The organism is Gallibacterium genomosp. 2, from assembly GCF_000771895.1.
GTDB lineage: Bacteria > Pseudomonadota > Gammaproteobacteria > Enterobacterales > Pasteurellaceae > Gallibacterium.
On sequence record NZ_JPXY01000017.1, the window covers coordinates 97,300 to 122,919 of the forward strand.

At 37.9% G+C, this 25,620-nt stretch carries 25 protein-coding genes; 9 read left to right on the forward strand and 16 right to left on the reverse strand.

Annotated features, from left to right (window positions below; translation table 11 throughout):
- Positions 1-8: 8 nt before the first annotated feature.
- On the reverse strand, positions 9-536 hold the full coding sequence (locus P375_RS04100) for a gluconokinase (RefSeq protein WP_039134663.1): 528 nt from the start codon (positions 534-536) through the stop codon (positions 9-11).
- Between the two features lie 337 nt (positions 537-873).
- Between P375_RS04100 and P375_RS04105 the strand changes: the two genes are divergently transcribed.
- Positions 874-2,241, forward strand: coding sequence for a GntP family permease (locus P375_RS04105; RefSeq protein WP_039134666.1), 1,368 nt, complete (start codon positions 874-876; stop codon positions 2,239-2,241).
- Between the two features lie 120 nt (positions 2,242-2,361).
- Positions 2,362-2,706, forward strand: a complete 345-nt coding sequence (locus tag P375_RS04110) for a DMT family protein (protein WP_039134669.1) — start codon at positions 2,362-2,364, stop codon at positions 2,704-2,706.
- A 45-nt stretch (positions 2,707-2,751) separates the two neighbouring features.
- Here P375_RS04110 and P375_RS04115 read toward each other — a convergent pair whose 3' ends face one another.
- The 3 genes from P375_RS04115 to P375_RS04125 are packed head-to-tail and all read right to left on the reverse strand — an operon-like array spanning position 2,752 to position 4,492.
- Positions 2,752-3,309 carry a hemerythrin domain-containing protein gene (locus P375_RS04115; protein WP_039134672.1) on the reverse strand — a complete coding sequence of 186 codons (558 nt, stop codon included), beginning with the start codon at positions 3,307-3,309 and terminating at the stop codon, positions 2,752-2,754.
- A 49-nt stretch (positions 3,310-3,358) separates the two neighbouring features.
- Positions 3,359-4,231 carry a pirin family protein gene (locus P375_RS04120; protein WP_197494807.1) on the reverse strand — a complete coding sequence of 291 codons (873 nt, stop codon included), beginning with the start codon at positions 4,229-4,231 and terminating at the stop codon, positions 3,359-3,361.
- Positions 4,232-4,261: 30 nt separating this feature from the next.
- A complete protein-coding gene (locus P375_RS04125; protein WP_039134675.1) occupies positions 4,262-4,492 on the reverse strand; it encodes a DUF896 domain-containing protein in 231 nt (76 codons plus the stop codon).
- 239 nt (positions 4,493-4,731) lie between these two features.
- Here P375_RS04125 and P375_RS04130 point away from each other — a divergent pair, with 239 nt between their 5' ends.
- From P375_RS04130 to P375_RS04155, 6 genes are all read left to right on the forward strand, one after another.
- Complete coding sequence (locus P375_RS04130; protein WP_039134678.1) at positions 4,732-5,091, forward strand: winged helix-turn-helix transcriptional regulator; 360 nt, start codon at positions 4,732-4,734, stop codon at positions 5,089-5,091.
- Positions 5,092-5,094: 3 nt separating this feature from the next.
- A complete protein-coding gene (locus P375_RS04135) occupies positions 5,095-6,294 on the forward strand; it encodes a low temperature requirement protein A (RefSeq protein WP_039134680.1) in 1,200 nt (399 codons plus the stop codon).
- A 393-nt stretch (positions 6,295-6,687) separates the two neighbouring features.
- Positions 6,688-7,224 (forward strand): fimbrial protein, encoded by a 537-nt coding sequence (locus tag P375_RS04140; RefSeq protein WP_039134683.1) that lies wholly within the window; start codon positions 6,688-6,690, stop codon positions 7,222-7,224.
- A 68-nt stretch (positions 7,225-7,292) separates the two neighbouring features.
- A complete protein-coding gene (locus tag P375_RS04145; protein ID WP_039134686.1) occupies positions 7,293-7,997 on the forward strand; it encodes a fimbrial biogenesis chaperone in 705 nt (234 codons plus the stop codon).
- Between the two features lie 29 nt (positions 7,998-8,026).
- Positions 8,027-10,558: a fimbria/pilus outer membrane usher protein gene (locus tag P375_RS04150; RefSeq protein WP_052121788.1), complete on the forward strand. Its 2,532-nt coding sequence runs from the start codon at positions 8,027-8,029 to the stop codon at positions 10,556-10,558.
- A gap of 8 nt (positions 10,559-10,566) precedes the next feature.
- Positions 10,567-11,661 carry a fimbrial protein gene (locus P375_RS04155; protein WP_039134689.1) on the forward strand — a complete coding sequence of 365 codons (1,095 nt, stop codon included), beginning with the start codon at positions 10,567-10,569 and terminating at the stop codon, positions 11,659-11,661.
- Between the two features lie 74 nt (positions 11,662-11,735).
- On the opposite strand, the gene manA is transcribed toward P375_RS04155, so the two are convergent.
- From manA to lexA, 10 genes are all read right to left on the reverse strand, one after another.
- Positions 11,736-12,932, reverse strand: coding sequence for a mannose-6-phosphate isomerase, class I (manA, locus tag P375_RS04160; protein ID WP_039134692.1), 1,197 nt, complete (start codon positions 12,930-12,932; stop codon positions 11,736-11,738).
- Between the two features lie 3 nt (positions 12,933-12,935).
- Entirely contained in the window at positions 12,936-13,421 is a 486-nt protein-coding gene (locus P375_RS04165; RefSeq protein ID WP_039134695.1) for a YobD family protein, read from the reverse strand.
- Between the two features lie 110 nt (positions 13,422-13,531).
- Positions 13,532-14,368 (reverse strand): PTS mannose transporter subunit IID, encoded by an 837-nt coding sequence (locus P375_RS04170; protein ID WP_026210958.1) that lies wholly within the window; start codon positions 14,366-14,368, stop codon positions 13,532-13,534.
- 14 nt (positions 14,369-14,382) lie between these two features.
- Entirely contained in the window at positions 14,383-15,186 is an 804-nt protein-coding gene (locus P375_RS04175) for a PTS mannose/fructose/sorbose transporter subunit IIC (RefSeq protein ID WP_039134697.1), read from the reverse strand.
- A 22-nt stretch (positions 15,187-15,208) separates the two neighbouring features.
- Entirely contained in the window at positions 15,209-16,213 is a 1,005-nt protein-coding gene (gene manX, locus P375_RS04180) for a PTS mannose transporter subunit IIAB (protein WP_039134700.1), read from the reverse strand.
- A 311-nt stretch (positions 16,214-16,524) separates the two neighbouring features.
- A complete protein-coding gene (gene frdD, locus P375_RS04185; RefSeq protein ID WP_039096573.1) occupies positions 16,525-16,869 on the reverse strand; it encodes a fumarate reductase subunit FrdD in 345 nt (114 codons plus the stop codon).
- Between the two features lie 10 nt (positions 16,870-16,879).
- Complete coding sequence (frdC, locus tag P375_RS04190) at positions 16,880-17,275, reverse strand: fumarate reductase subunit FrdC (protein WP_039096571.1); 396 nt, start codon at positions 17,273-17,275, stop codon at positions 16,880-16,882.
- A 12-nt stretch (positions 17,276-17,287) separates the two neighbouring features.
- Positions 17,288-18,061, reverse strand: a complete 774-nt coding sequence (locus tag P375_RS04195; RefSeq protein WP_021461006.1) for a succinate dehydrogenase/fumarate reductase iron-sulfur subunit — start codon at positions 18,059-18,061, stop codon at positions 17,288-17,290.
- On the reverse strand, positions 18,061-19,851 hold the full coding sequence (gene frdA, locus P375_RS04200; protein WP_039134758.1) for a fumarate reductase (quinol) flavoprotein subunit: 1,791 nt from the start codon (positions 19,849-19,851) through the stop codon (positions 18,061-18,063). The genes P375_RS04195 and frdA overlap by 1 nt, the downstream gene beginning before the upstream one ends.
- A gap of 349 nt (positions 19,852-20,200) precedes the next feature.
- The gene (lexA, locus tag P375_RS04205) at positions 20,201-20,836 is read right to left on the reverse strand and encodes a transcriptional repressor LexA (RefSeq protein ID WP_197494809.1); all 636 of its coding nucleotides are present in this window, start codon (positions 20,834-20,836) and stop codon (positions 20,201-20,203) included.
- Positions 20,837-21,025: 189 nt separating this feature from the next.
- Between lexA and plsB the strand changes: the two genes are divergently transcribed.
- Complete coding sequence (gene plsB, locus P375_RS04210; RefSeq protein WP_039134706.1) at positions 21,026-23,449, forward strand: glycerol-3-phosphate 1-O-acyltransferase PlsB; 2,424 nt, start codon at positions 21,026-21,028, stop codon at positions 23,447-23,449.
- A 203-nt stretch (positions 23,450-23,652) separates the two neighbouring features.
- On the opposite strand, the gene gapA is transcribed toward plsB, so the two are convergent.
- Positions 23,653-24,648, reverse strand: coding sequence for a glyceraldehyde-3-phosphate dehydrogenase (gene gapA, locus P375_RS04215; protein ID WP_021461004.1), 996 nt, complete (start codon positions 24,646-24,648; stop codon positions 23,653-23,655).
- Positions 24,649-24,824: 176 nt separating this feature from the next.
- Complete coding sequence (fadR, locus tag P375_RS04220) at positions 24,825-25,550, reverse strand: fatty acid metabolism transcriptional regulator FadR (RefSeq protein WP_039134709.1); 726 nt, start codon at positions 25,548-25,550, stop codon at positions 24,825-24,827.
- Between the last annotated feature and the right edge of the window lie 70 nt (positions 25,551-25,620).

Below are 25,620 nucleotides of genomic sequence, written 5' to 3' on the forward strand. Positions count from 1 at the left end.
TGCACCACCTATTCAGCTAAAAATGGCTTAATAGCAGTAACACAACGATCTACTACCTGTTCAAAAGGTGCATTAATATCAATGTGAATCACATCCGTTTCATCGGCTTGTGGCGTTTCCAATGTTGCAAATTGACTTTTCAACATATCCACTTTCATATAATGACCTTGGCGTTGTTTCATTCTTGATAACACTAAATCAAAATCGCCTTCCAGAAAAATAAATTTCACATCTTGATTTCCTTGTCGAATTTGATCTCGATATTTCTTCTTCAAAGCTGAACAGATAATAATGCCTCGTTCAGATTTTTGTTCCAGACTGAATGCAGCATCTCGAATACGCTCCAACCAAGGAGCGCGATCTTCATCATTCAAAGGGTGTCCATCGCGCATTTTGATGATATTGGCACGTGGATGTAGATCATCTCCATCAATTAATTTCAGTCCTAATTGCTGACTAATTGCCGTACCAATACTTGTTTTTCCTGTACTCGAAACCCCCATTAAGATAAAACTTTTTCCTTTTTGTGCTGTCATTTTCATTCCCCTAGAAACAATCAATTCTTACTAAAATCCATCTACGATAACCACTTACCCCAAATACACTATAAAATTTAGAATTAAATGTTATCGGTAACAATTAAAGATTAAATCTATATTACCTATTTCGTCAATAACTGAAATTATTTTTCTTTGATTTAAGTCATTTTTTATTAAAAACCATTTATATTGATTGTTTTGTATACTAAAAAACGAAATTATGCCAAAAAATGAGATCTAGATCTCATTTTAGGAAAATTTGTTTTTACAATTTTATTGTTATCGGTAACATATAAAATAATTAAAATGTTTAGTCTTTTTTAGGGAGAACTCTATGGCTCACGATGCAACTACACTGCTTTTAATTGCACTTGGTGCAATTATTGCTTTATTAATCTTAATTATACGTTTTAAAGTTCACGCTTTTGTGTCCTTAACATTGGTCAGTCTCTTAACTGCACTTGTTACCGGTACGCCTTATACCAAAATCGTTCCAACAATGCTGAGTGGTTTCGGCAATACCTTAGCTTCCGTTGCCCTATTAGTAGGTTTAGGCGCAATGATTGGTCGTTTATTAGAAATCACCGGTGGTGCAAAAGTACTAGCAGATACCTTAATCAAAATTTTCGGCGAAAAACGCGCACCATTAGCGCTGGGTGTCACCTCGCTATTATTCGGTTTTCCAATCTTTTTCGATGCCGGATTGGTGGTAATGTTGCCAATTATCTTCAGCGTAGCGAAACGCTTTGGTGATTCTACTTTAAAATATGCTTTTCCTGCAGCCGGCGCTTTTGCTGTAATGCACGCTTTTCTACCACCACATCCAGGTCCGGTAGCTTCCGGTGAGTTACTTGGTGTAAATATGGGGCTATTAGTGATTATTGGTTTGCTTACTGCTATCCCAACTTGGTATATCGGTGCTTATCTCTATTCCCAATTTATCGGTAAACGTATTCACGTTGCATTACCAACCACCTTTTTAAGTAAAAATGTGGTTGCTGAAACTGTAAATTCTGAAGTACCAAGCTTTAGAAAAGTTTTATTTATCTTGCTATTACCGCTCTGTTTAATTTTCTTAGATACAGGGTTAAATACTTTAAGTACCATCAAAGTAATTGATGGCTCACAAACTTGGGTTGAAATTCTCAGAATGTTAGGGAAAACTCCTGTTGCTTTATTAATCACATTATTGGTTGCTATTATGTTATTAAAAGGTCAACGTACTAAGGAGCAAATTGAAAAACTTTGCGACAGTGCATTAGGGCCAATCTGCTCAATCGTTTTGGTAACCGGTGCCGGCGGTATGTTTGGCGGAGTGTTGCGTGCCAGCGGTATCGGCGATGTGTTGGCATCCACGTTATCCAACACCGGATTGCCGGTGATCGTGGCGGCATTCGTTATTTCTGCCTGTTTACGTGTTGCTCAAGGCTCTGCAACTGTGGCATTAACCACCACTGCCGCCCTTATGGCACCGACCATTGCGGCAACGCCCGGATTAAGTCAATTCGATCTCTGTTTTATCGTGATCTCAATCGCTTCCGGTGCGACTGTGTTATCTCACGTTAATGACTCCGGTTTCTGGTTAATCAGCCGTTTCTTAGAAATGGACACCAAAACCACCTTTAAAACTTGGACTGTTTTGGAAACCTTGTTGGGCGTTATCGGTTTTACTATTGTCGCTATCGCCAGCATTTTCCTCTAACTGATCACACCTTTACGGTTGGGCATATGCCCAACCTTTTTTCTTAACGCCCATTTTTCTGTCAGCAAAAAAAGCGTAAAATGCATCGCTTATTCCCATATTCAATTTCACAGGTCTAAGATGTTTGCGTACATTTTCCCATTATTGCTGTTAGTGATTTCCAACTGTTTTATGACATTGGCGTGGTACAGCCATTTGAAATTCCTGCATAATGCACCGATTTGGCAAGCGGTCATTTTCGGCTGGTTTATCGCATTACTGGAATACAGTTTTATGATTCCGGCAACCCGGTATCTTGCTGCACAAGGTTTCTCTTTCGGGCAGATGAAAATCACCCAAGAAGTGATTACGTTGCTTGTTTTTGTGCCGTTTCTGATTTGGTTCTTTAAACAACCATTTAAATTGGATTATATCTGGGCTGGGCTTTGTCTGTTAGGTTGCGTCTATTTTATATTCAGAAGTTAAAAACAGCCGTTTAATGGCTGTTTTTTATAAAATAATTTATTTTATTTAGTTTGCTTCTTGTTGTAGAGCTAATAACGGAATCACCAGATCTTCTTCATCCGCAAGATGACGATACAGCAATTCACCACTCTGTTTAATATTATCAATTAACTGATCAACCCATTTCTGTTGAGAAGGCTGTAATTGCGTCTGCCGTAAACGAAGCAAATCCCTATCAACCTCACTTAACCGTTCGGCAATCTGATGATGATCATTTTCTAACAGATCAAATCCTGAAGCTAATTTCGGTTGTTGCAAACGCATTTTAGGAAAATGTTCATCATCTTCTAAACGATGATGCCCATCCAGATGCCCATAATGCAGATAGGCTTCGTGCAATAACCGTTGCCGGAACGTTTCCCAATCTAAGTGCTGATCCAAATATTGCTGTCCTAGATGATCTAACATTCCTTGTCCGAAACGTAAGCTATCGTGCATTCCTAACCAACCAGCAGCACCGCTAAAACTCGGCAACATCTGCCATTTTTCAGGTGGAAATTGCTGGAATAGAAAAAGTTGTTCATCTTGCAATAAACTGTTTGGATGAGATGGTTTATAAAGCATCGTTTTTTCTCCTTATTCAGGGCGGATGCCTTAGCAACCACCCATTTTATCAATTTTCAATTTGACCGAATTTACCGGCATTAAAATCGTTCACTGCTTGGCGAATCTCTTCAAAAGAGTTCATCACAAACGGACCATAACCTACAACAGGTTCTTCAATCGGTTCCCCTGCTAACAGCAGAATTTTCAGCTCTTCATCTGCGGCGGTAATGGTTACTTTGCCGGCACTTCTCTCAAAATTGACTAACTGTCCGGCACTCGCCTGCTCGTTATGATTAAAGATCGCTTTACCACGCAAAACCACCATAGAGAGAGATTGGCTTTCCGGTATTTCAATCTCAACTTCACGTCCGGCATTAATCACCATATCCCACACATTCATCTTAGTATAGGTTTTAGCCGCTCCTTGTGTACCTGCAAAATCTCCAGCAATAATCCGTGCATAACCTGCATTATCTGCAAACGCCACTACTGGAATATTTTCCTTAGCAAGATGTTGATAATGTGCTGGTACATTTTTATCCTTACGTGGTAAATTTACCCAAAGCTGTACCATCTCAAACATTCCGCCTTGACGACTAAAGGCTTCAGAATGAAATTCTTGATGAATAATTCCAGCACCAGCTGTCATCCATTGTACATCACCAGCTTTAATCACACCGCCACCACCGCTAGAATCACGATGTTCCACTTCCCCTTGATAAGCGATCGTTACCGTTTCAAAACCTTTATGCGGATGTTGCCCCACGCCACGAGGTGTCTGGCTGTTCGGTTCATAATATTGTGGTGCGGCATAATCCAACATCAAAAACGGATTTGTTCCACGATCTTCCCCCATATGACTGAATAACGGTTGAACCAAAAAGCCATCTCCGACCCAATGTGCTTGATTTTCTTGATAAATATTTTTAACTTTTCTCATTTTGCTATCCTTTATTCTTTCATTCTCTGTTTAAATCATCATTCCGTTGCGTTGCGCTAAACGTAATTTCTGTGGCGTAATATCATTACCTTCGCTATCCACCACCGTAACTGTTGCCAAAATATTAGTTAGCTGTCCACGGATTTTCTCTAAATAACGTTGGCGTAACATTTCTCTTTCTGAAATTTCATCCACTGTTAAACCTTCATTCTTTGCTTTATGTGCTAACTGATTAATTCTATCCAATTCTGAAATTTGCATTATTACCCTCCTTTATCATTTCATCCCTTGAATTTATGCGGTGCATTATACAAACTTAATTTATTTTTCGTAAGTACGCACATTTTTTATACCTTTAAATTAAAATAATTTATTAATTTTTATATAGTTATAAAAACAAAACTGTTATTTTTAAAATTAATATGAAAAATAAATGGACTTTTTTTATAAAATTTTTTCGCTATAATAACGCCGTTTTTTTCAGACAAGCAGAGGAAACAATGCAAGCGACAGACAAAAATATTACCGAACATCAACAATGCCCGGTAAATACCACTCTGGAGATTATCGGTGGCAAATGGAAAGTGATTATTCTGTATCACCTTTTCCAAGGGACGCAACGTTTCAATGAATTGCGCCGATTGATTCCGAATATCACGCAGCGAATGCTGACATTGCAACTGAGAGAAATGGAAAATGACGGCATTTTGCATCGTGAGGTTTATCCGGAAATTCCGCCGAAAGTGGAATATTCACTGACAGAATTTGGGCAAACCCTACTGCCGGTGATTAAAGCAATGCACAAATGGGGAAACAAATATGAAAAAACCTGCCTACAACGCCATCAACAGGAAAATTAATTTATGATAAAACGTTATCTTGCTACAAAACCGATGGTGGCGCGCGACCATCAACAACATCACCGTGTCGCCACGCCGTTAGAGTTATATTTTGATCTGGTATTTGTGATCGCTATCGCTGCCACGGCAAGCGGTTTGCATCACGCACTCGCCGCCCATCACCTACTGCAAGGGGTGGCTACTTTCTCTTTTTGCTTCTTCACCGTGTGGTGGGCGTGGATGAATTTCACTTGGTTCGCATCTGCCTATGATACTGATGATAGCGCCTATCGCATCGTAACAATGGTACAAATGTTCGGGGCGTTAATTTTAGCAGTCAGTATTAATGAAGTATTTCATAATGGTTCATTAAAAAATATGTTGTGGGGTTTCGTTATTATGCGTCTAGCTCAAGCCTATCAATGGTTCAGAGCGGCAAGGAATGATCAAACCAGAAAAGCAACCTGCCAACGTTATGGATATGGTTTAATTATCACGCAAATTTTATGGGGAATTATTGTTTTTGCATTAACTGATTATGCCTATTATCTTATTCCTATAATGATACTAATTGAACTCTCTGTACCTTTATGGGCTGAACGAAAAGAGGCAACAAGCTGGCATCCTCACCACATTGCCGAACGCTATGGATTGCTAACCATTATTCTGCTTGGCGAAGGATTACTCGGCATTACTAACGCAATCACACCATTATTGCGTAGCGAAATTTCACTACTTACCGAAGCGCTGCCACTGGGATTGGGTATTTCTGCAATAATGTTCTCTCTTTGGTGGCTCTATTTTAAAATGCCATTTGCACAGCTATTAGAACGACAACGCCTATTTAAGACCGTATTTTTATTCGGTTATGGTCATTATTTTGTCTTTATTTCTTTAGCTGCTGTTGGTTCAGCATTAGAATTGATTGCCGATACAGTAACACAGCTAAACAGCTCAAGCGTAAGTGAACATCACGTGTCACCACTATTTGCAATGGCTACATTAACATCAGCTATTGCTATTTATTTAACTTCTCTTACCTTTATCCGCCGTCGCTTAAGTGGGCAAAGACATTACCACCTATTTGGATACTGGCTAGGTATTATTGCTACTTTCTTAGCATTAGGGGCTGTTTATTTAGAACTGGATCTTATTTGGGCAATCTGGCTTGCTGTTATTGCTCCAGTCATAATGATCTTTATCCACCAACAAGGTGATCAATAATCAATGAGTAATGCGTGATTTTTATTCACGCATTATTATCAATCTTTTCTTCTTTCTTAGCACAGTGTCTGTCCACAACCTGTTCTTTTATTTACGTTTTTACTTTAACTCTCTAAGTTGCTTTAAAAAAACAGAGTGATTATTCATTATAATATGTGATCCAAATCACATAAATTTACAAAAAATGATTAGTAAAAATAATGCAAAAATGCCCTATTTTTCTTGTTTTGTATTATATATACAACAATATAACAGAAAACTTAATGAATTCTGGTGATTATATAATCTAATTAATTATTAATTCGTAAATTTATACTAACAAAACTTTACACCCCCCCCCCACTATGTTATAAAAGACGCTCTTGTCAACCAACTAAAAAAGGAAATTAAGTTATGAAAAAACTTTTCTTAACAACGTTAGTATTAGCTACATCAGTAACGGCTTTTGCCGTAGATAAGCCAAAAGACGGAACAGCTAATTTTAATGGGAAATTGGTAGAGAATACCTGTGAAGTAAATGCAAATAGTAAGAACCTCACTGTACAACTACCAACGTTACCAACCCGTCTATTGCCAGCTGCTAATGACACTGCTGGTTTAACATTATTCCAAATTCAATTGGATAATTGCGGTAAAGAGACCAAAGCAAGAGCCTATTTTGTTCCTACCCCAGACAAAGTTGATTTAACTTCTGGTCGTCTAAAAAATACTGCATCTAGTGGTGCAGAAAACGTGCAAGTACAATTGCTTGATAGCGATACAACTACTGTTATTGATGTAATAAAAAATAGTGGGTCTCAAGGAAGTAAGCTACAAACAATTAATGACAGCAATAAAAAACTTAACTACTACGCACGTTACTATGCAACCGGTAAAACAACAGCAGGTACTGTTACAGCTGCAGTAGATTACTACGTTGATTACGAATAAACATTTGTCATTAAAAATTTATTCACTTCGGGCAGAGTTTCTGCCCGATGTTTAAATAAGGTTGCTCTATGTTGAAAAAATTGATGTTATTGCTTATTGCATTTTCAGCTTCTTCTAGCTATGCCGGTCTTATTATTACTGGCACTCGAGTAATTTACCCTGCTCAACAAAAAAATGTAAACGTACAAATTTCCAATGTTGGTACGACCCCAGCATTAATGCAAACTTGGATCGATAACGGGCAAATTGACGCTGCTCCCGATCAAATTCAAACACCATTTGTTATCACGCCACCTATTTCCAGAATTGAAGCAAATAAAGGGCAAACTATACGAATCACTCACACTGGTGAGGCGTTACCTAAAGATAGAGAATCCATTTTTTATTTAAATGTATTAGATATTCCACCAAAGCCACAAGGTGAAAAAGCGCCTGAAAATTACCTTCAAATTGCGGTACGTAGCCGAATAAAACTATTCTATCGACCACAAAATTTGCCATTCCCTGTTGAACAAGCTTATGAGAAAGTGCAATGGCGTTTAAGTGGCAAAAACGACATTATTGCCAAAAATCCAACACCTTACTTTATTACTTACCAAGATATTGCTGTTCATCAAAACGGACACACAATCGATGTGAAAGAAACTGGTATGGTCGCACCATTTTCTGAAAAACATTTTGCATTAAAACAAGCTATTCGTGGTGGGAGCGTGAATTGGCGTGTCATTAATGATTATGGTGCAAAAGTAAGCGGAAACAGTAATTTACACTAAAGAAAATTATCAAATGGAGTTATAACATAATGTGTACAACGGCTTGTAATGCCATTTCATCAAAAAAATATTCATATAAGCAGAGGTTTAAACTTAATGCTTTATCTTTGGCATTGCTAGGTTGCTTTCTACATTCTAGCGTAGAAGCCGTTGAATTTGCTGAGTTTTATGATGGATTTTTACGAGGAAAAACAGTTAAAGAAACAGTAGATATTTCTCGTTTTAATTACGGAAACCCAACACCTGCTGGTGAATATTTAAGTGATATTTACCTTAATCAAGAATTTAAAGGACGCTTAAAACTTCAATTTATTGAAGTTCCTGAAAAAAATAATACTGCATTATGTGCTGATGACACATTGTTGGAAATGTTAGATTTAACCGATGATGCCATTGCTAGAACTCGTAATGAACATAATGGGTGTATTTTATTTGATAATATTGCGCCTGAAATCAAAACTGATTTTAATCTCAACGATTTACAACTTGATGTCAAATCGCCTCAAGCCTTTATTAAGCAACGTCCTTTAGGTTACATTTCCCCCGCTCAATGGCAAGTCGGTGTTCCCGTTGCTTTTATCCGTTATGATGCCTCAAACTATCGCTATAAATACGCAGATATAAATTCACAACAAAGTTATTTAGGTATTAATGCTGGTCTCAATTTTGCTGGTTGGGCATTGCGTCATCAAGGTTCGATCTCGTGGCAAAACAATCAGAGATTACCATATCAAAATACGGCAACCTATTTACAACGAGATATTGCTGTACTTCGCGGACAATTAAAAATTGGTGATTTTAATACTGATGGTGTTTTAATGGACAGTTTCTCTTTGCGAGGCGTACAACTCAGTTCTGATGATAGAATGTTAGCCACATCCGTACAAGGCTATGCACCTATTATTCGTGGAATCGCCAATAGTAATGCACGTGTTACAGTTAGACAAAACGGTAGTATTTTACGAGAAGTTACCGTACCGGCAGGCCCATTCAGCATTAACGATTTATACCCAATAGGTTATGGGGGTGATTTACAAGTTGAAATTTTAGAGGCTAACGGTGAAAAACGTACATTTAGTGTTCCTTATACAGCTACTGCCCAACTTATCAGACCGGGATATAGCCGTTACCAAATAGCGGCCGGTCGTTATCGTTTTGGTAATACGCTATTTAATGAAAAAATTGCTCAAGCCACTTGGCAATATGGTCTTAATAACAATATTACTGTTAATTTTGGTGCAACCTTTTCAAAACATTATCACGCAGAATTAGCCGGTTTAGCCTTCAACACACCTTTTGGTTCATTTGCAACTAATGCGACTTTTTCTACTGCAACAGTGATACCACTTAATGAAAAATACAAAGGCTACAGTTTATCTGCCAGTTATAACAAGCGTATTGATCCCACTAATACTAATGTTACTTTAGCTGCTTATCGCTACCTTTCTCGTAATTATATGAGCCTTGTAGATGTAATGATGTTAAATAACCAACAACGTTTTAATAAAGAGACAAATGGCATCATTCGAAAAAATTTAAAAAATCAATTTCAAATTTCTATTAGCCAAGAATTAAAACCCGGTTGGGGTTCCGCTTACCTAATCGGAACAACCAATACTTATTGGGATAATTCCGCTAAGCAAAATGAGTACCAATTTGGTTATAGTAATAACTACAAAAGTTTAAGCTACAATTTAGCGTTTTCTCAAAGCAAAAATTCCCTTGGACACAAAGAGAAAATAATTTCACTGAATTTATCAATCCCATTTGGTAATAGTGCAAATTCTGCCTATGTATCACAACAGTTAAATTATAACAAAACTCAAGGGCATTCTAGTTACACTGCGCTTTCAGGTACGCTTGGCGAAACAAATAGTTATAGCTATAACTTATCATTTAATAAACAGCGTGCTTCACATAGCTATGCAATAAATCAAAGTTATTATAGTTCACTAATGCGATTAGATTCTTCTTGGAGTCAAGACAATCTACATAATAACCAATTGTCATTTGGTGTTTCTGGTGCGATTGTTGCTCACCCAAGAGGGATTACCTTAACTAACGATCTTAGCGACACGTTCGCCATTATTCACGCTAAAGGGGCAAAAGGGGCGTTGATTAACGGCACTAACGGCAGCCAAATTGACCGCTTTGGTAACGGCATTGTGCCTTATATTTCGCCTTATAAAATCAATTATGTCGGCATTGATACCGACAATTTACCTGATAATGTCGAGTTTTCAGCAACGGAAGAAAAAGTGATCCCTCGTGCTAATAACGCTATTTTAGTTGAGTTTGCAACAACAGTCGGTAACGTAGTGTTCTTTGAAATTCAAAATCGAGAAAGTGTGCCTCCATTAGGTACAGAAGTTTTTGATCAAAATGGACAAGCCATTGGTGTTGTCGCTCAAGGCGGTCGTATTTATAGCCATATTTCTGATGAAAAAGGCGTACTACAGTTAAAATGGCGTGATAAACAATGCGTAATTCATTATCACATTAATCATAAAACTTCCGAAGATAAACCATTAATTATCCCTGTACAGTGCGAATTTAAATAGAGGTCGCTATGCATTTAAAGTCTTTGTTGTTTCTCTTTTTTTCCTTATTTTTAACCATCTCAAAGGGGTATGCAGATATTCAATATCAAGCTACACCTAATCCTGTTCGTTTAGAATTACAAGGAAAAATTAATTATATCTATTTAGCACGCGATAATTTTTATGGTAAACGGTTAGCTACCACACCACAGCAAGTAACACTCTTTTTTCAAGGTTCAGAAGCAACCTCTAAACGAAAAAGAATAAGAGTAATGTTAGAACAGTATCTTGTTGGTACAGGGAATAAATTTGAATTACAATTTAACATTACCAATTATTCTTCAGGTAGCCGTTTTTATAAAAAAGAGGTCGTTCAAAATGGGGGAAAAAATTTTAATGCCATTTTTATTGACGTAGATGCCAATATACAACAAGTTTCATTTACTATTAATCCGGAAATTGTGGCTGTCGCTACATCATTAGAAAGAGAAACTGTCACCTACTCTTCTGCACGATTTGAAAATTATGATATGGGCTATATCACAGTAACAGATGACAATGATATATCTATTAGGGGTGCACATGGTACACCTGAAACAGCAATCAAGCCAATCGGACTTAATCTCAAAGTTGAATCTAGCACTTGTGACTTACTTACCGAAAAAAATATTAATATCAATATGAAAACAATACAGGTCTACAAATTACGCCAAGAAAGAGAAATTGAATCTGGTAATTTTGAAATTCGACTTGGAAATTGTGGTGCCGGTGTAGCAGGACATTCTTTCTCTTCCAATGCTATTGAAAAGATTTTTATTACCTTTTCTGATGCAAGCACGCCTAGCAATTATGGCGATATATTAAGTTTAAGTAAGGATGCTACTGCCTCCGGCATTGGCATCAAAATTTATCCAGAAAATAGCTCTCAAGCAATAAAATTTGGACCCCCCTCTCGAATTAAAGACAATTTAAACGCTATACCTTTCAGAAACTATACTAAACCACCAAACGATTGGGGTTCAGCTTCTCAACGTTATATTGTGAAATACGCTTTAGATCCTAGCACCCCACTCCAGCCAGGCTCAGTTATCAGCAGAGCAACTTTCACTTTCTCCTATCAATAATAGATAAGGTGCGTTGATTCGCACCTTATCTATTATAAAATTTACTTCTTCTTATCAAAGAAAGAATCTATCTATTAAGGTAACTTGGCAATGATGGCATACCCATCTTGTTCACCTGACAAAGTATATGATGTTTGCGCTTCAATAAATGCAGATTCACCTTGTGCTAAAGTTAATTTTTGTTCACTGTTATGCAAAGTGATTTCACCCTGCATCACCAACAGAATCTCAGCATTATCCGCTTTTATTTGACACTGATAATCAGTGGAAAAATTAATATTACTTAACGCAAAATCTCGGCTTGGCGTTTGATAAGTGCTGTAACCATTCTCTTTGCTTGCCGCTGCAATCACCTTTGGCACAATTTCTGTGCAATCGACAATTTTTAACAGTTCCGGAATATCAACATATTTCGGCGTTAAACCACCTCTAATCACATTATCGGAACTTGCCATTAGTTCGATATTTTGCCCGCGTAAATAGGCATGTGGAATACCGGCATCTTGGAAAATGCCTTCACCTTTTTTCAGATGAACAATATTGAATAAGTAGAAACTCAATAATCCCACATCAAGTTTATCTACCGAAATTTCCATCGCTTCCAATGCATATAACAACCAATAATCTGGATTATCCAAAGTTAATTCATTATTTCGATATGCCACTTGATTATGCTGAATAATCGGCAATAACCATTGTGCTAATTGCGTTTGTGAGGACTGCATTACCTCTGCATAAAAATCTTTTAAAGATTGTTGTTCCAATTTTTCCGCTAAAACCACCAAAGACGGTCGTGCATACAAGGTCTTTAAAATCGCACTTTTGCTTTTGAAGCCGTGTAATAACCAAAAATCAGATAACGCAATCATCATTTCCGGTTTATGGTTGTCATCTTTATAACTGCGTTTCGGATCTTTCAGATCAATGCCTTGTGCATTTTCACGTGCAAAACCTTGTTCCGCCTCTTTTTTGGTTGGGTGCAGCTGAATAGACAAAGGTTTGAGCACATCCAATATCTTCAAGAGATAAGGCAATCTATCACCGAATTGTTGTTGCGATTTTTCACCTAACACCGCCGGATGTGCAGCAATATAATGATCAAGCCCTTGTTGTTGTCCGTTTACTTCGATACTAGAAACGGCGCTTGGGTGTGTGCCTAACCACCATTCTGCATAAACCTGACCATCTGGTTGTTGTTGTAATAATTGTGGAATGAATGTTTTTCCACCCCAAATATAATGTTGTGCCTTTCCATTTAGGCGATAAAACATAATTTATTTTCCTCCAATCGGCTGGGTAATTCTTCCGCTTTGCGCTAAAAACTGTAAAACAGCGGCAATGTCATCAACATCCTCAATATAGACCGGCAACGCTTTATGATTTTTTAACACGATTTGTAAAAAGCCGTTTTCACTGATATTTATCGCATTGATATGTTGATAGGGAATATAAATATTATTTAGAAAAAAGCCGTCTTGTTTGAGTAAAAATAGCGGATAACGCACGAAAAAGTGATAAATCAATAAAATTGACACCATCACTAACAGGTAAATTGTCATTTGTTCAAGCCCTTGTGGCACTGCTTGATAAACAGCTAACCAAATCAGCCCCAACATGACCACCCCTTCGATTTTCTGTTTGCGCAGAAGCCGTATTTTTAGTGCCGTTTTGCCGTAACGTTTCTCCATTAAGAATTGATCATAAATGGCAAACAGAAAGTAGAGAATAATCAAAGTGAATAATATGGCGTTAATCAACATAGCTATTTCTATCCGTTCTAACAGAAATTTATTATTTATTTAAACAGAAAGTGGGCAAAGCCCACTTCCGCCGAATAGTGATAAGGTGGACGACTGCCCACCTTTATCGATTAGCCTAAAATTCCGGTTGCTGCCCCGATAATACCGATAATGAAAATACCAATAATGATCCAAAGTGCATTGACACGGTTACGCAATAGCCACATACAGGCAAAGGTAAACAGCAACGGTAATAATCCCGGCATTAAGCTGTCGAGAATGGATTGCACGGTGGTAACTTCAACCGTGCCATCCTGTTTAGTAATGGTGGAAACGACAAGCGGCACATTGATAGTTGTCCATTTCTGCACCAACGCTCCCATAATAAACAGACCAAGAATAGAAGCTCCTTCGGTTAATTTTTGCAATAAACCGCCACTCATATCTTTAACCACATCCAAACCTTTTTTATAGCCATACGTTACACCATAGTAACGAGTTGCCAAACGAACTAGGTTAAATAATACGAAAAAGAGTAATGGCCCTAAAATACTACCGCTTAATGCTAAACCAGCACCTAATGCCGCAAATACCGGACGTGCAGTTCCCCAATAAATCGGATCACCCACACCAGCCAATGGTCCCATTAAACCAACCTTAATCCCGTTGATTGCTGAATCTTCAATCGGCTTACCATTAGCACGTTCTTCTTCCATCGCAATAGTTACACCTAATACCGGTGCTGCTACGAAAGGTTGTGTATTGAAGAATTCCAAATGACGTTTAATCGCATCTTTACGCTCTTGAGAATTTGGATCAGGATATAAACGTTTAATCACCGGCACCATTGAAAATGCAAAACCTAACGCTTGCATACGCTCAAAGTTCCAAGATCCTTGGAAAAGATTTGAGCGGAGTACGACTTTATTTAAATCGCTTTGGGTTACTTTTTTAGTTTCTGTTGTCATCTCTGCTTCCCCCATTAATCTAATCTGTTGTCAAGATCGTTATTACCGCTTGATACTACTTGCACCACTTGCTTACTTTGATTGTATTTAGGGTGAAGTTGGATATAAAGAATTGCCATAATTGTACCAAGTACACCTAATGCCACTAAATTGAAATCAGTAAATGCTGCCACAACGAAACCAGCATAGAAGAATGGCATTAAATGACCTGCACGCATCATATTGATAACCATTGCATAACCAACAACGGCAATAATACCGCCGGCGATTTTCAATCCAGTTGTCACCACCGGCGGAATCGCACTTAATAAAGATTGAACAGTGTCTGTACCGGCTGTCAATGCCACGATCAATGCCGGAATAGCAATACGCATCGCTTGAAGAAGTAATGCACTACAGTGAACCCAGTCTAAACGATTTAAGTTACCATCTTTCACAGATTTATCCGCAAGATGTTGGAAACCTACTGTAATTGCACGCACCACATAGGTTAATACCTGACCGGCAGCTGCAAGCGGAATCGCAATCGCAATCCCAGTGGTAATTTCTTGTCCACCAACAATAACTAAAATGGTAGATACAACGGAGGCTAAAGCGGCATCCGGTGCAAGTGCTGCACCAATATTCATCCAACCTAATGCTAATAATTCCAATGAACCACCAACGATAATACCGGTTTTGATATCGCCCAATACTAAACCGATTAAGGTACAAGCGATTAAAGGACGGTGAGTCTGAAACTCATCCAAGATCGATCCCATCCCTGAAATACAGGAGATGATGAAGATCAAAATAATTTGAATACTAGAAAGTTCCATAATATTTTCCTTCAGTTAAGTGTTAAATAAGGTTGCTCTTTTTCAATAAATCGATCATATCTTCTTTGCGATCATTCGATACTTTACGCACATCAAGTTCAACATTTAATTCAGCCAACTTTTTGAATGCAGCAATATCTTTATCATCTACTGAAACGGCACTGGTGATCTGTTTTTTGCCTTCACGATAAGCCATACCACCAATATTGACCGATTTAATATCCAAACCTGACTCAACTAAAAAGAGAGCATCTGTCGGGTTGGTAAACAACAACATTACACGATCATCGTTATATTCAGGATTATTGTAAACACGCACCATTTTCGCTACATTGACAACGTGCGCACTAACTCCCGGAGGTGCAGCCTGTTTCAACATTGTTTTACGAACATCGTCTTTATCAACTTCATCATTGACCACGATAATACGATTAACTTTGCTCTCTTTTGTCCAACGAGTCGCTACTTGACCGTGAATTAAGCGGTCATCAATACGTGCAAGACCGATTGCCATATGTTTACCGGCTGTTGCAACTTGCGCTTGAGGCGCTGCTGCCGGCTGAGTTTGAGGTTGCGCCGGTGCTGCTGCCGGAGCAGGTTCAGGTTTGCTTTCCTGCTGTGGTTTTTGTTCCAATTTCAATGCACGGACACCGCCACGACCAGTTTCCAAAGCAATTTCTGCCAACTCTTCCAAAGAAGGATCATCATCACGAGCCATAAAGGTTTCCACCAACATCGGCACGTTAACCCCTGTTACCACTTCCATATTGTCTTTGCCGTCCGCAACACGGTTAGCTGCATTAAACGGGCTGCCACCCCAAGTATCAACGAGGAATAACACTCGATCACAACCAGAAAGTTCATTCGCCAATTTATCCTGATATTTACCAATGATCGTTTCTTGGTTCTCACCCGGAACAAATTCAATAAAAGCGACATTTTCTTGCTCTCCGATCAACATCTCTGTTGTACGAAGTAATTGCTCGGCTGCGACACCATGCGTTGCTATGATAATAGCAATACTCATAGGAGCTCCTTATTTAATTTAATGAATAGATAAAATTTCAAATAGAGTAAAAACGCCGGCAATTTTAAAGAAATTTTGCTAAAAGAGATATAACACAGATCACAAAATTGAGAAAAAGATTAGAAATTATTGCCTTATTTTATAGACTTTTGTTCAATATCATTTTTTTACCCGAAGATGTAAAAAGTATGTTTCTCCTTTGTGAATTAAATTTATTTAAAATGGTAAAATAAATATCAAAAAGAGTTTTTTTAAAGCCATAAAAAAATCTCCTGCCCTTCCGGAACAGGAGATTTTTTACTAAAAGCCGATTATAGTGAAATCACTGCAAAAATAGTCAATACAGAATAAAGTACTGCTAATCCGTAGAAAATCACTCCACCTGCAGGAATATGCACTTTAAAATCGTGCAACCCTAAATGGATACGGTGAATACCGCACCAAGTTGGAAAAATTAACAATACTAAAATTGCCAATTTACCAATCCAAGTATGTGCAAATGCAACAATATTGTCCGGTGAAACTAATCCAAATGGGAGTAGAAAACCTAAAATGAGGACTAATACAGGAAAAAATACCGCACTAATTGCACCACCTGCACCGAACAGTAACCAAACGACAGGTTCGTTTGAACGTTTTGGAGTTTCTTTGTTCATTTTCTGTTCCCTATACTAAAATTAAAGCAATAATGCTTACTACTAAGGTAATTGCCCAGAAAACTCTGGTAACCATTTTCACATTAATACGTTCATTATTCACAATGATATTCATCATTTGCGGAGCCATATTAAAGAATGTGAATGTGTTAAGTAACACTGCACCAAGAGTTATAATATTCAGAATAACTACCACCGGATTTTGTAAGAAGTTTACAAAATTACTATCAAAAGTACCGTTACCTAAACAAGTCAAACCGTAGAATAATTCTAAACAGAACCAAATGGTTGGTACTGATGTACTTTCACGCAAGACATAGAATTTGTAAAAGTCTAACTTTTTCCACCAAGTCGCTTTGACTTCACGCACATACTTTTTGCGTTTACTTGTTGCTACTGTTGTCATTCTACTTTCTCCTTATTTTTGCATTTTTAACATTGCAAAAACGTAGTCTTTCGCACTTTCAATTTTACCTTGGTTAACCGCCGAAGCAGGGCCAACGTGTTTTGGACACACTTCTGAGCAATAACCAACGAAAGTACAACTCCAAACCCCATTTTTACCATTAAGGATCTTCATACGTTCTTCTTTACCGTGGTCACGGTTATCTAAGTTATAACGGTGAGCCAATGTAATTGCACCCGGACCAACGAATTCAGGGTTCAAGCCAAATTGCGGACACGCTGCATAGCATAAACCACAGTTAATACACATTGAGAATGTACGATATTTTTCCAATTCTGCCGGAGTTTGTTTTGTTCTTGACTTCGCCAATTCTGAAGAAGGTTGTGGAACATTCTTCAACTCCGGAGCTTTGTTGCCAATGATATATGGCTTAATTGATTCAAGGCTTTCGATAAAGTGGCTCAAATCAACAACAAGATCGCGTTCAATTGGGAAATTCGCTAATGGTTCAATACGCATATGACCACTAAAATCACGCAAGAAAGTCTTACACGCTAAGCTAGGACGACCATTTACCATCATCCCACAAGAACCACAGATCGCCATACGACAAGACCAACGATAAGAAAGATCCGGATCAAGTTTATCTTTAATATAACCCAACGCATCAAGTAATGAGGTTTGGCTATCATATGGAACCTGATAAGATTTTAAATGCGGTTCGTTATCTACTTCCGGATTATAACGTAGAATTTCAACCGTCATTGTTTGTAATGCGTTCGCCATTATTTTGCCCCTTCTTTTGCTGCTTTTTCTGCGGCTTCTGCTTCCGCACCGTAAACACGTTTTGCTGGTTGCGATTTAGTAATCTTCACATCGCTGTATTCAATAGTCGGCACTCCACCCTCTTTATAGAATGCAAGCGTATGTTTCAAGTAATTCACATCATCACGTTCTGTATAGTCTAAACGTTGGTGAGCACCACGAGATTCTTTACGATCAAGTGCTGAACAAGCGATAGATTGTGCTACATCAAGGATATAACCTAATTCAATAGTATAAAGCACATCTGTGTTATATACGCTTGAACGGTCAGCAACACGGATACGTTTATAACGTTCTTTCAACTCTTGGATTTTATCTACAGTTTTTTGCATACTGTCTTGCGTACGATAAATACCGCAACCCTCTTCCATAGAGTTGCCCATTTCATCACGAATTGCAGACCAAGATTCTGTACCTTCCTGATCTAACAAGGCATCAAGACGTTTAATCACATCCTGTGCTTGCGCATCAATTACAGATTGATTTGCTGGTTTTGCTTCAACCGCACGTTGAGCAGCTTGTTCGCCAGCAACACGTCCTAATACAAGCAATTCAGCAAGTGAGTTAGAACCTAAACGGTTAGCACCGTGCAAACCAGAAGAAGCACATTCACCCACAGCAAATAAACCTTTAATACGAGTTTCACATTGAGGATCAACTTCAATACCACCCATTGTATAGTGAACAACTGGACGTACAGGAATAGGCGCTTTAACCGGATCAACACCTTCATATGCTTGTGCTAACTCACAAATAAACGGTAGACGTTCGTGTAAGTATTTTTCACCAAGATGTCTTAAATCAAGGTGAACCACATCAACGCCTTTTGCGGTCTTCAAAGTGTTACCTTTTTGCAACTCTTGCCAGAATGCTTGTGAAACTTTATCACGAGGACCAAGTTCCATATATTTATTTTGAGGTTTTCCGATTGGGGTTTCAGGACCTAGGCCATAATCCTGCAAATAACGATAGCCATCTTTATTGACCAAGATACCACCTTCACCACGGCAACCTTCAGTCATCAAAATACCGGTATTAGGTAATCCAGTAGGATGATATTGAACAAATTCCATATCACGTAACGGCACACCGTGACGATAAGCCATAGAAAGACCATCACCTGTTACAATACCGCCATTAGTATTAAAGCGGAATGCACGGCAACCACCACCAGTTGCGATAATGACTGCATTGGCATTGATTTGAACCATTGTGCCTTCCATCATATTCATTGCAACAACACCGCGTGCGTGACCATCATCAACAAGAATATCAAGCACAAAATGCTCATCAAAACGCTGAATTTGAGGGAATTGAATAGAAGTTTGGAATAAAGTGTGAAGTAAGTGGAAACCGGTTTTATCGGCTGCGAACCAAGTTCTTTCGATTTTCATACCACCGAAACGACGTACGTTCACATCACCATCCGGACGACGACTCCAAGGGCATCCCCAACGTTCCAACTGTGTCATTTCAATTGGAGAATGCTCTACGAAATATTCCACTACATCCTGCTCACAAAGCCAGTCACCACCAGCAACAGTGTCATGAAAATGTTTATCATATGAGTCTTCATCTTTAATAACTGCCGCAGCACCACCTTCAGCAGCAACAGTATGACTACGCATTGGATAAACTTTTGAAATTAGAGCAATTTTAAGGTTAGGGTTTGCTTCTGCGGCTGCGATTGCTGAACGCAAGCCACCACCACCGGCACCAACAATTGCAATATCGACATTAACAGTCTGCACGATATCCTCCAAGGTTACGTTATTTAGAATAGAAGTAAAAAGTGCCATTATTGTGCCATTATTTGGTCGGTAGGTAATTATTTTTTTACAGATTTTTAATAAAAAAAGTCAGTTTCGTGATCTACCTCAAAAAAGTTATGTAGCTGGACAACAATTATGAGGTATACAAAGAAACTGTTGTTAGAACAAGATTTAAACAGAATAAAAAATAGGAAAGATTTTGTTTTCTGAAAATTTATTCAATGAACAAAACACAAAATATTAACATTTTTGAAATAAAAAACTGTTTTATAGTACGAGAAATTAACGAAGAAGGCGACAATTTTGTCGCCCGAATACTCTTTTACAGCTACATCCAAGCATTATTACGAATAATACCAACTGCAATACCCTCAATTTCTACATTTTCTTGGCTGAGATCGACTACAATTGGAGAAAGTTCGCTATTTTCCGGATGTAGATAAAGCATATTCCCCTTACGTTCAAAGCGTTTTACCGTTACATTTTCACCGATACGTGCAACAACCACTTGCCCATTTCTCACATCCTTTGTGCTGTGTACAGCTAATAAATCGCCGTCTAAAATTCCAATATCTTTCATCGACATTCCTTGCACTTTCAACAAAAAGTCTGCTTTCGGCTTAAACATATTCACATCTACCTGATACATCGCTTCAATATGCTCTTCTGCCAAAATTGGCTCTCCGGCAGCCACTCGCCCAACCAATGGCAACCCCTCCTGTTCATCGTTTGCCGATTCCACCTCACCAATTAATCTTATTCCACGTGAAGTGCCAGATACTATTTCAATAACACCTTTTCTGGCTAAAGCTTTTAAATGCTCTTCCGCTGCATTGGCAGAACGGAAACCAAGCTGCTTGGCTATTTCCGCACGAGTCGGTGGCATTCCTGTTTGTTCTAAATGCTGTTTTACAAAATCAAAAACCTGTTGTTGACGTGCTGTCAGTGCTTTATTACTTTTTATCGCCATAATCTCATTCTCTGTGCTTTTATACAGTATTACCTGTCATTATATACAGCCTCTCTCTGATTGCAAAGTAATTTATCAAGCACCGTTCTTTTATGCATTGCTTGATCTGACGCTCACTTTTAATAATAAATTTATGCTACACTTACGCCGTTTTTTATTAAAAATCAAAATAAAGGAATTCAAATGGCTTTTTTTCTTAATTTTTATCGAAAATTATTAAGCTTGCCGCTATCTATTTTGGTCAAGAGTAATTCAATCCCCAATAATCCAATCGAAGAACTACATCTCAATATTAATGAACCACTAATTTATGTGCTTCCCTATACTTCTCAAACTGACTTACTTATTTTTCAGAAAAACTGTCTTTCTTTAGGTTTGCCTGATCCATTGGAGATGAATGAAATTAATGGAAAACAATTACCTCGTTATGTTTTCCTTGATGAAGGTCGTCGCTTCTTTAAATCAAAAACAGTAAAAAAAGAAACAGAACAAATTTTTTCTCAATATCTAGAACAGCACCGCAATTTAGCTGATCTTGACGTACAGTTAATTCCGGTTTCTGTGTTATGGGGGCGCTCACCCGGCTATGAAGATAAATCCGGTTTACCGAAATTGCGTTTGCTCAACGGTATTGAAAAATTCGCAACTATTTTATGGTTCGGGCGTGATAATTTTGTGCGTTTTTCACAAGCGGTTTCTTTACGTTATATGGTGAATAATTTCGGCTCCGATCAAAAAATGGCGCAAAAGTTGGCTCGGGTTGCTCGTATCCACTTCTCAAAACAACGTATTTCTGCTACCGGTCCACGTTTACTAAATCGTTCCGCTATGTTTGCTAAATTACTAAGCAATGAAAAGATTATAAAGGCAATTGCAGACGAAGCAGAAAATAAGAAAATTTCACCCGAGAAAGCTCGTCAGGAAGCTGAAAAAATTCTACAGGAAATCGCTGCCAACTTTAATTACAGCAGTTTACGTGTGGCTGATCGTTTCTTGCGTTGGTTATGGAATCGCCTTTATCAAGGAATTAATGTTGAACACGCAGATCGTGTACGAAAACTGGCTTTAGAAGGACACGAAATTGTTTATGTCCCTTGCCATCGTAGCCATATAGACTATTTATTACTCTCCTATGTACTCTATCATCAAGGTTTAGTACCACCGCATATCGCTGCCGGCATTAATTTAAATTTCTGGCCTGTCGGTTCAATATTCCGTAGCTGGGGTGCATTTTTTATTCGTCGAACGTTCAAAGGCAATCGTCTTTATTCCACTATTTTTAGAGAATATTTGGCAGAATTGTTCCATCGTGGTTATTCCGTTGAGTTTTTTATTGAAGGTGGGCGTTCTCGTACCGGACGTTTATTAGCCCCCAAAACTGGGATGATGTCAATGACATTACAAGCATTGCAAAGTGGACAACAAACACGACCAATCACAATCGTACCGGTTTATATCGGTTATGAGCACGTACTCGAAGTTGATACTTACGCCAAAGAACTTCGCGGTGCGGCAAAAGAAAAAGAAAACGCCGGATTGGTACTACGCGTTATCAAGAAATTACGCAATCTCGGTAAAGGTTATGTGAATTTTGCCGAGCCGATTACGCTCAACAATTATTTAAATCAGCACTATCCGGATTGGCGTAATCATAGCGCAGATGATAAAAATCGCCCGGAGTGGTTTAATGAAGCAGTTTCCCGTGTTTCCAATCAAGTGATGGTGAATATTAATCGTGCAGCTGCTGTAAATGCGATGAATTTAACGGTTTCAATCTTACTTTCTTCACGTCAACGTGCGTTATCCAAAGAGTTATTAATTGAACAGATTGATTCCTGCTTACAATTATTACGCAATACCTGTTACGATGATGATATTATTTTGCCTAACGAAAACGGTGAAAGCATATTACAACACGTTTTAAATTTAGATCGTGTCGGCATTTTAATCGAAAAAGATAATTTCGGTGAAATAGTTAGACTAGAACGCAACTCCGCAGTTTTGATGACATATTACCGTAATAATATTCAACATTTATTTGTGTTGCCTTCATTTATTGCCAGCTTAGTATTACATCACGAAGCGATAGAATTAAATCTTGTCTTAGAGGCAGTAAAAAAATTCTATCCATTCTTGGCAAATGAACTATTCTTAAATATTCCTGAAGAGAGATTGCAGAAATATTTATTATCGATTATTGATGAATTATGCCGACAAGAAATATTAAAACGCCACGAAAATATTTTGACTATTAATAAAAAACGTGGGCGTTCATTGCAGCTTCTAGCCGCTGGTGTACGTGAAATTTTACAACGTTACTTTATTACATTAAGCCTGCTTAAAGCTGAGCCAAATAAAACTAGAACAGAATTAGAAAAAGAGAGTCAATCCATTGCTCAACGTTTATCTGTACTACACGGTATCAATGCTCCTGAATTCTTTGATAAAGCAGTATTTTCTGCTTTTATTAATGGATTAAAACAGAACGGATATTTTGATACAGAGGGCAATGTTAATAATGAGAAATTGGATCAGTTACTTTCTATTTTACACAAAATAATTTCACTAGAAATTGATATTACTATTCAAGGTGCTATCGAGAAATAGTCGTTTTTATAAATTAGATCAGCCTGCTATATAAAAGTCGGCTGATTTTTTATATTCTTATTCTGCATTTATTTCTCTAATTTAATTTTTCACCAAACTATTAATATTTAGACTCTATCACTTTTCAATTAAACAAAATAACAGGCATAAAAAAACCGCCATTTGGCGGTTTTTAATTGTTGAGGAATATATATGGAATCTAATTATTTAGAGATATGAGCTACTAAATCAAGAACTTTGTTAGAGTAACCTGTTTCGTTGTCATACCAAGAAACAACTTTAACGTAAGTATCTGTTAATTGGATACCTGCTTTCGCATCGAAGATAGAAGTTAATGCACAGCCGTTGAAGTCTGTTGAAACAACATCATCTTCTGTATAACCTAAAACGCCTTTTAATTCTTCTTCAGAAGCACGTTTCATTTCTGCACAGATTTCTGCATAAGTTGCAGGTTTTTCTAAGTTTACTGTTAAGTCAACAACAGATACGTTTGGAGTAGGAACACGGAATGCCATACCGGTTAATTTACCGTTTAATGCAGGAATTACTTTACCTACAGCTTTTGCCGCACCGGTTGAAGATGGGATGATGTTTTGAGCTGCACCACGACCACCACGCCAATCTTTCGCAGATGGGCCATCAACAGTTTTTTGAGTTGCTGTAGTTGCGTGAACGGTAGTCATTAAACCGTCTTTGATACCCCATTTGTCATTTAATACTTTAGCAATTGGTGCCAAGCAGTTTGTTGTACAAGATGCATTTGAAACGATATCTTGACCTGCATAGCTATCGAAGTTAACACCATTTACAAACATTGGAGTGCTGTCTTTTGAAGGACCAGTCATAACAACTTTCTTCGCACCAGCGGTGATATGTTTACGTGCTGTTTCGTCTGTTAAAAATAAGCCTGTTGCTTCAACAACAACATCAACACCGATTTCGTTCCATTTTAAGTTAGCAGGATCACGTTCTGCAGTAACGCGAATAGTTTTACCGTTTACTACTAAATGACCGTCTTTAACTTCAACTGTACCATCAAAACGACCGTGAGTTGAATCATATTTCAACATATAAGCCATATAATCAACATCGATTAAGTCGTTGATACCAACAACTTCGATATCATCACGATGTTGTGCAGCACGGAAAACGATACGACCGATACGACCAAAACCATTAATACCAATTTTAATTGCCATAGTATTTTTACCTATATTTAATGTTAAACAAAATTGAATTTAAACACGGACTAGTAACATTACCAATATCCCGTGTTCAAGCTGGGCAAATTATAACACAAACTTGTTTTTAACGAAAATCCGCTAGCCCTCGGATGAAAGATAACACATCACTTTTTTGTGATCTACATCAAATTTTATTCATTAAAGTCTTCCGGTAAATGTTGCTGCATTGATGACCAAATAAGACCACTTTCAATACCATATTGTCTAATACAAGGACGAACCTGCTCCAATTCACCGCTTTGGCAAATTTTATGCAACTGATGGTAAAATTTTAATGCTAACGCTCGCCCTGTTGGATTGGAAAAATAGAAACGTCCGACTCGCTCATATAAACTCTTTAAACTATTTAAAATCAGCCCATATACTGGATTTTTTGATGCAAATGCTAATTTTCTAAATAATTCATAATCAAACGTTGTATAGTCTTCAGCATTATCTTTTAATGCTGCTAACGGTTTAAACACTTCCAAAGATTCTTCTTTAGCAATTCGGAATGCCTTACAGATATAAATAGCGGAGATATTAGTCCTTGCCGACAAAATATTAGCAATAATTGTCGGCACACGTGTACCGTCCAGCTTAATCAAAGCTTCTAGAATATTCAATCCTGAAGTTTCCCAAATATTATTTACTCTCGTTGGTTTACCATGTTGAATACTTAACCAACCATCTCTCGCTAAACGTTGTAAAACCTCACGCAACGTTGTTCTGGTTACTCCAATTTTATCTGCCAGTTCTCTTTCTGCCGGTAAGTCAGTTCCCGGTGGAAAATGGTTATTCCAAATACTACGAATGATATACTCTTCCGCCAAACCGGCAGGACTTTGTGCTTTGATGATATCGTTCTGTGTTACCATTAATTATTCCTTCGTCTGTTTTCATATCTTTTACATCAGTCTATTTTCCAACGTTTTTATAACAGCTCTA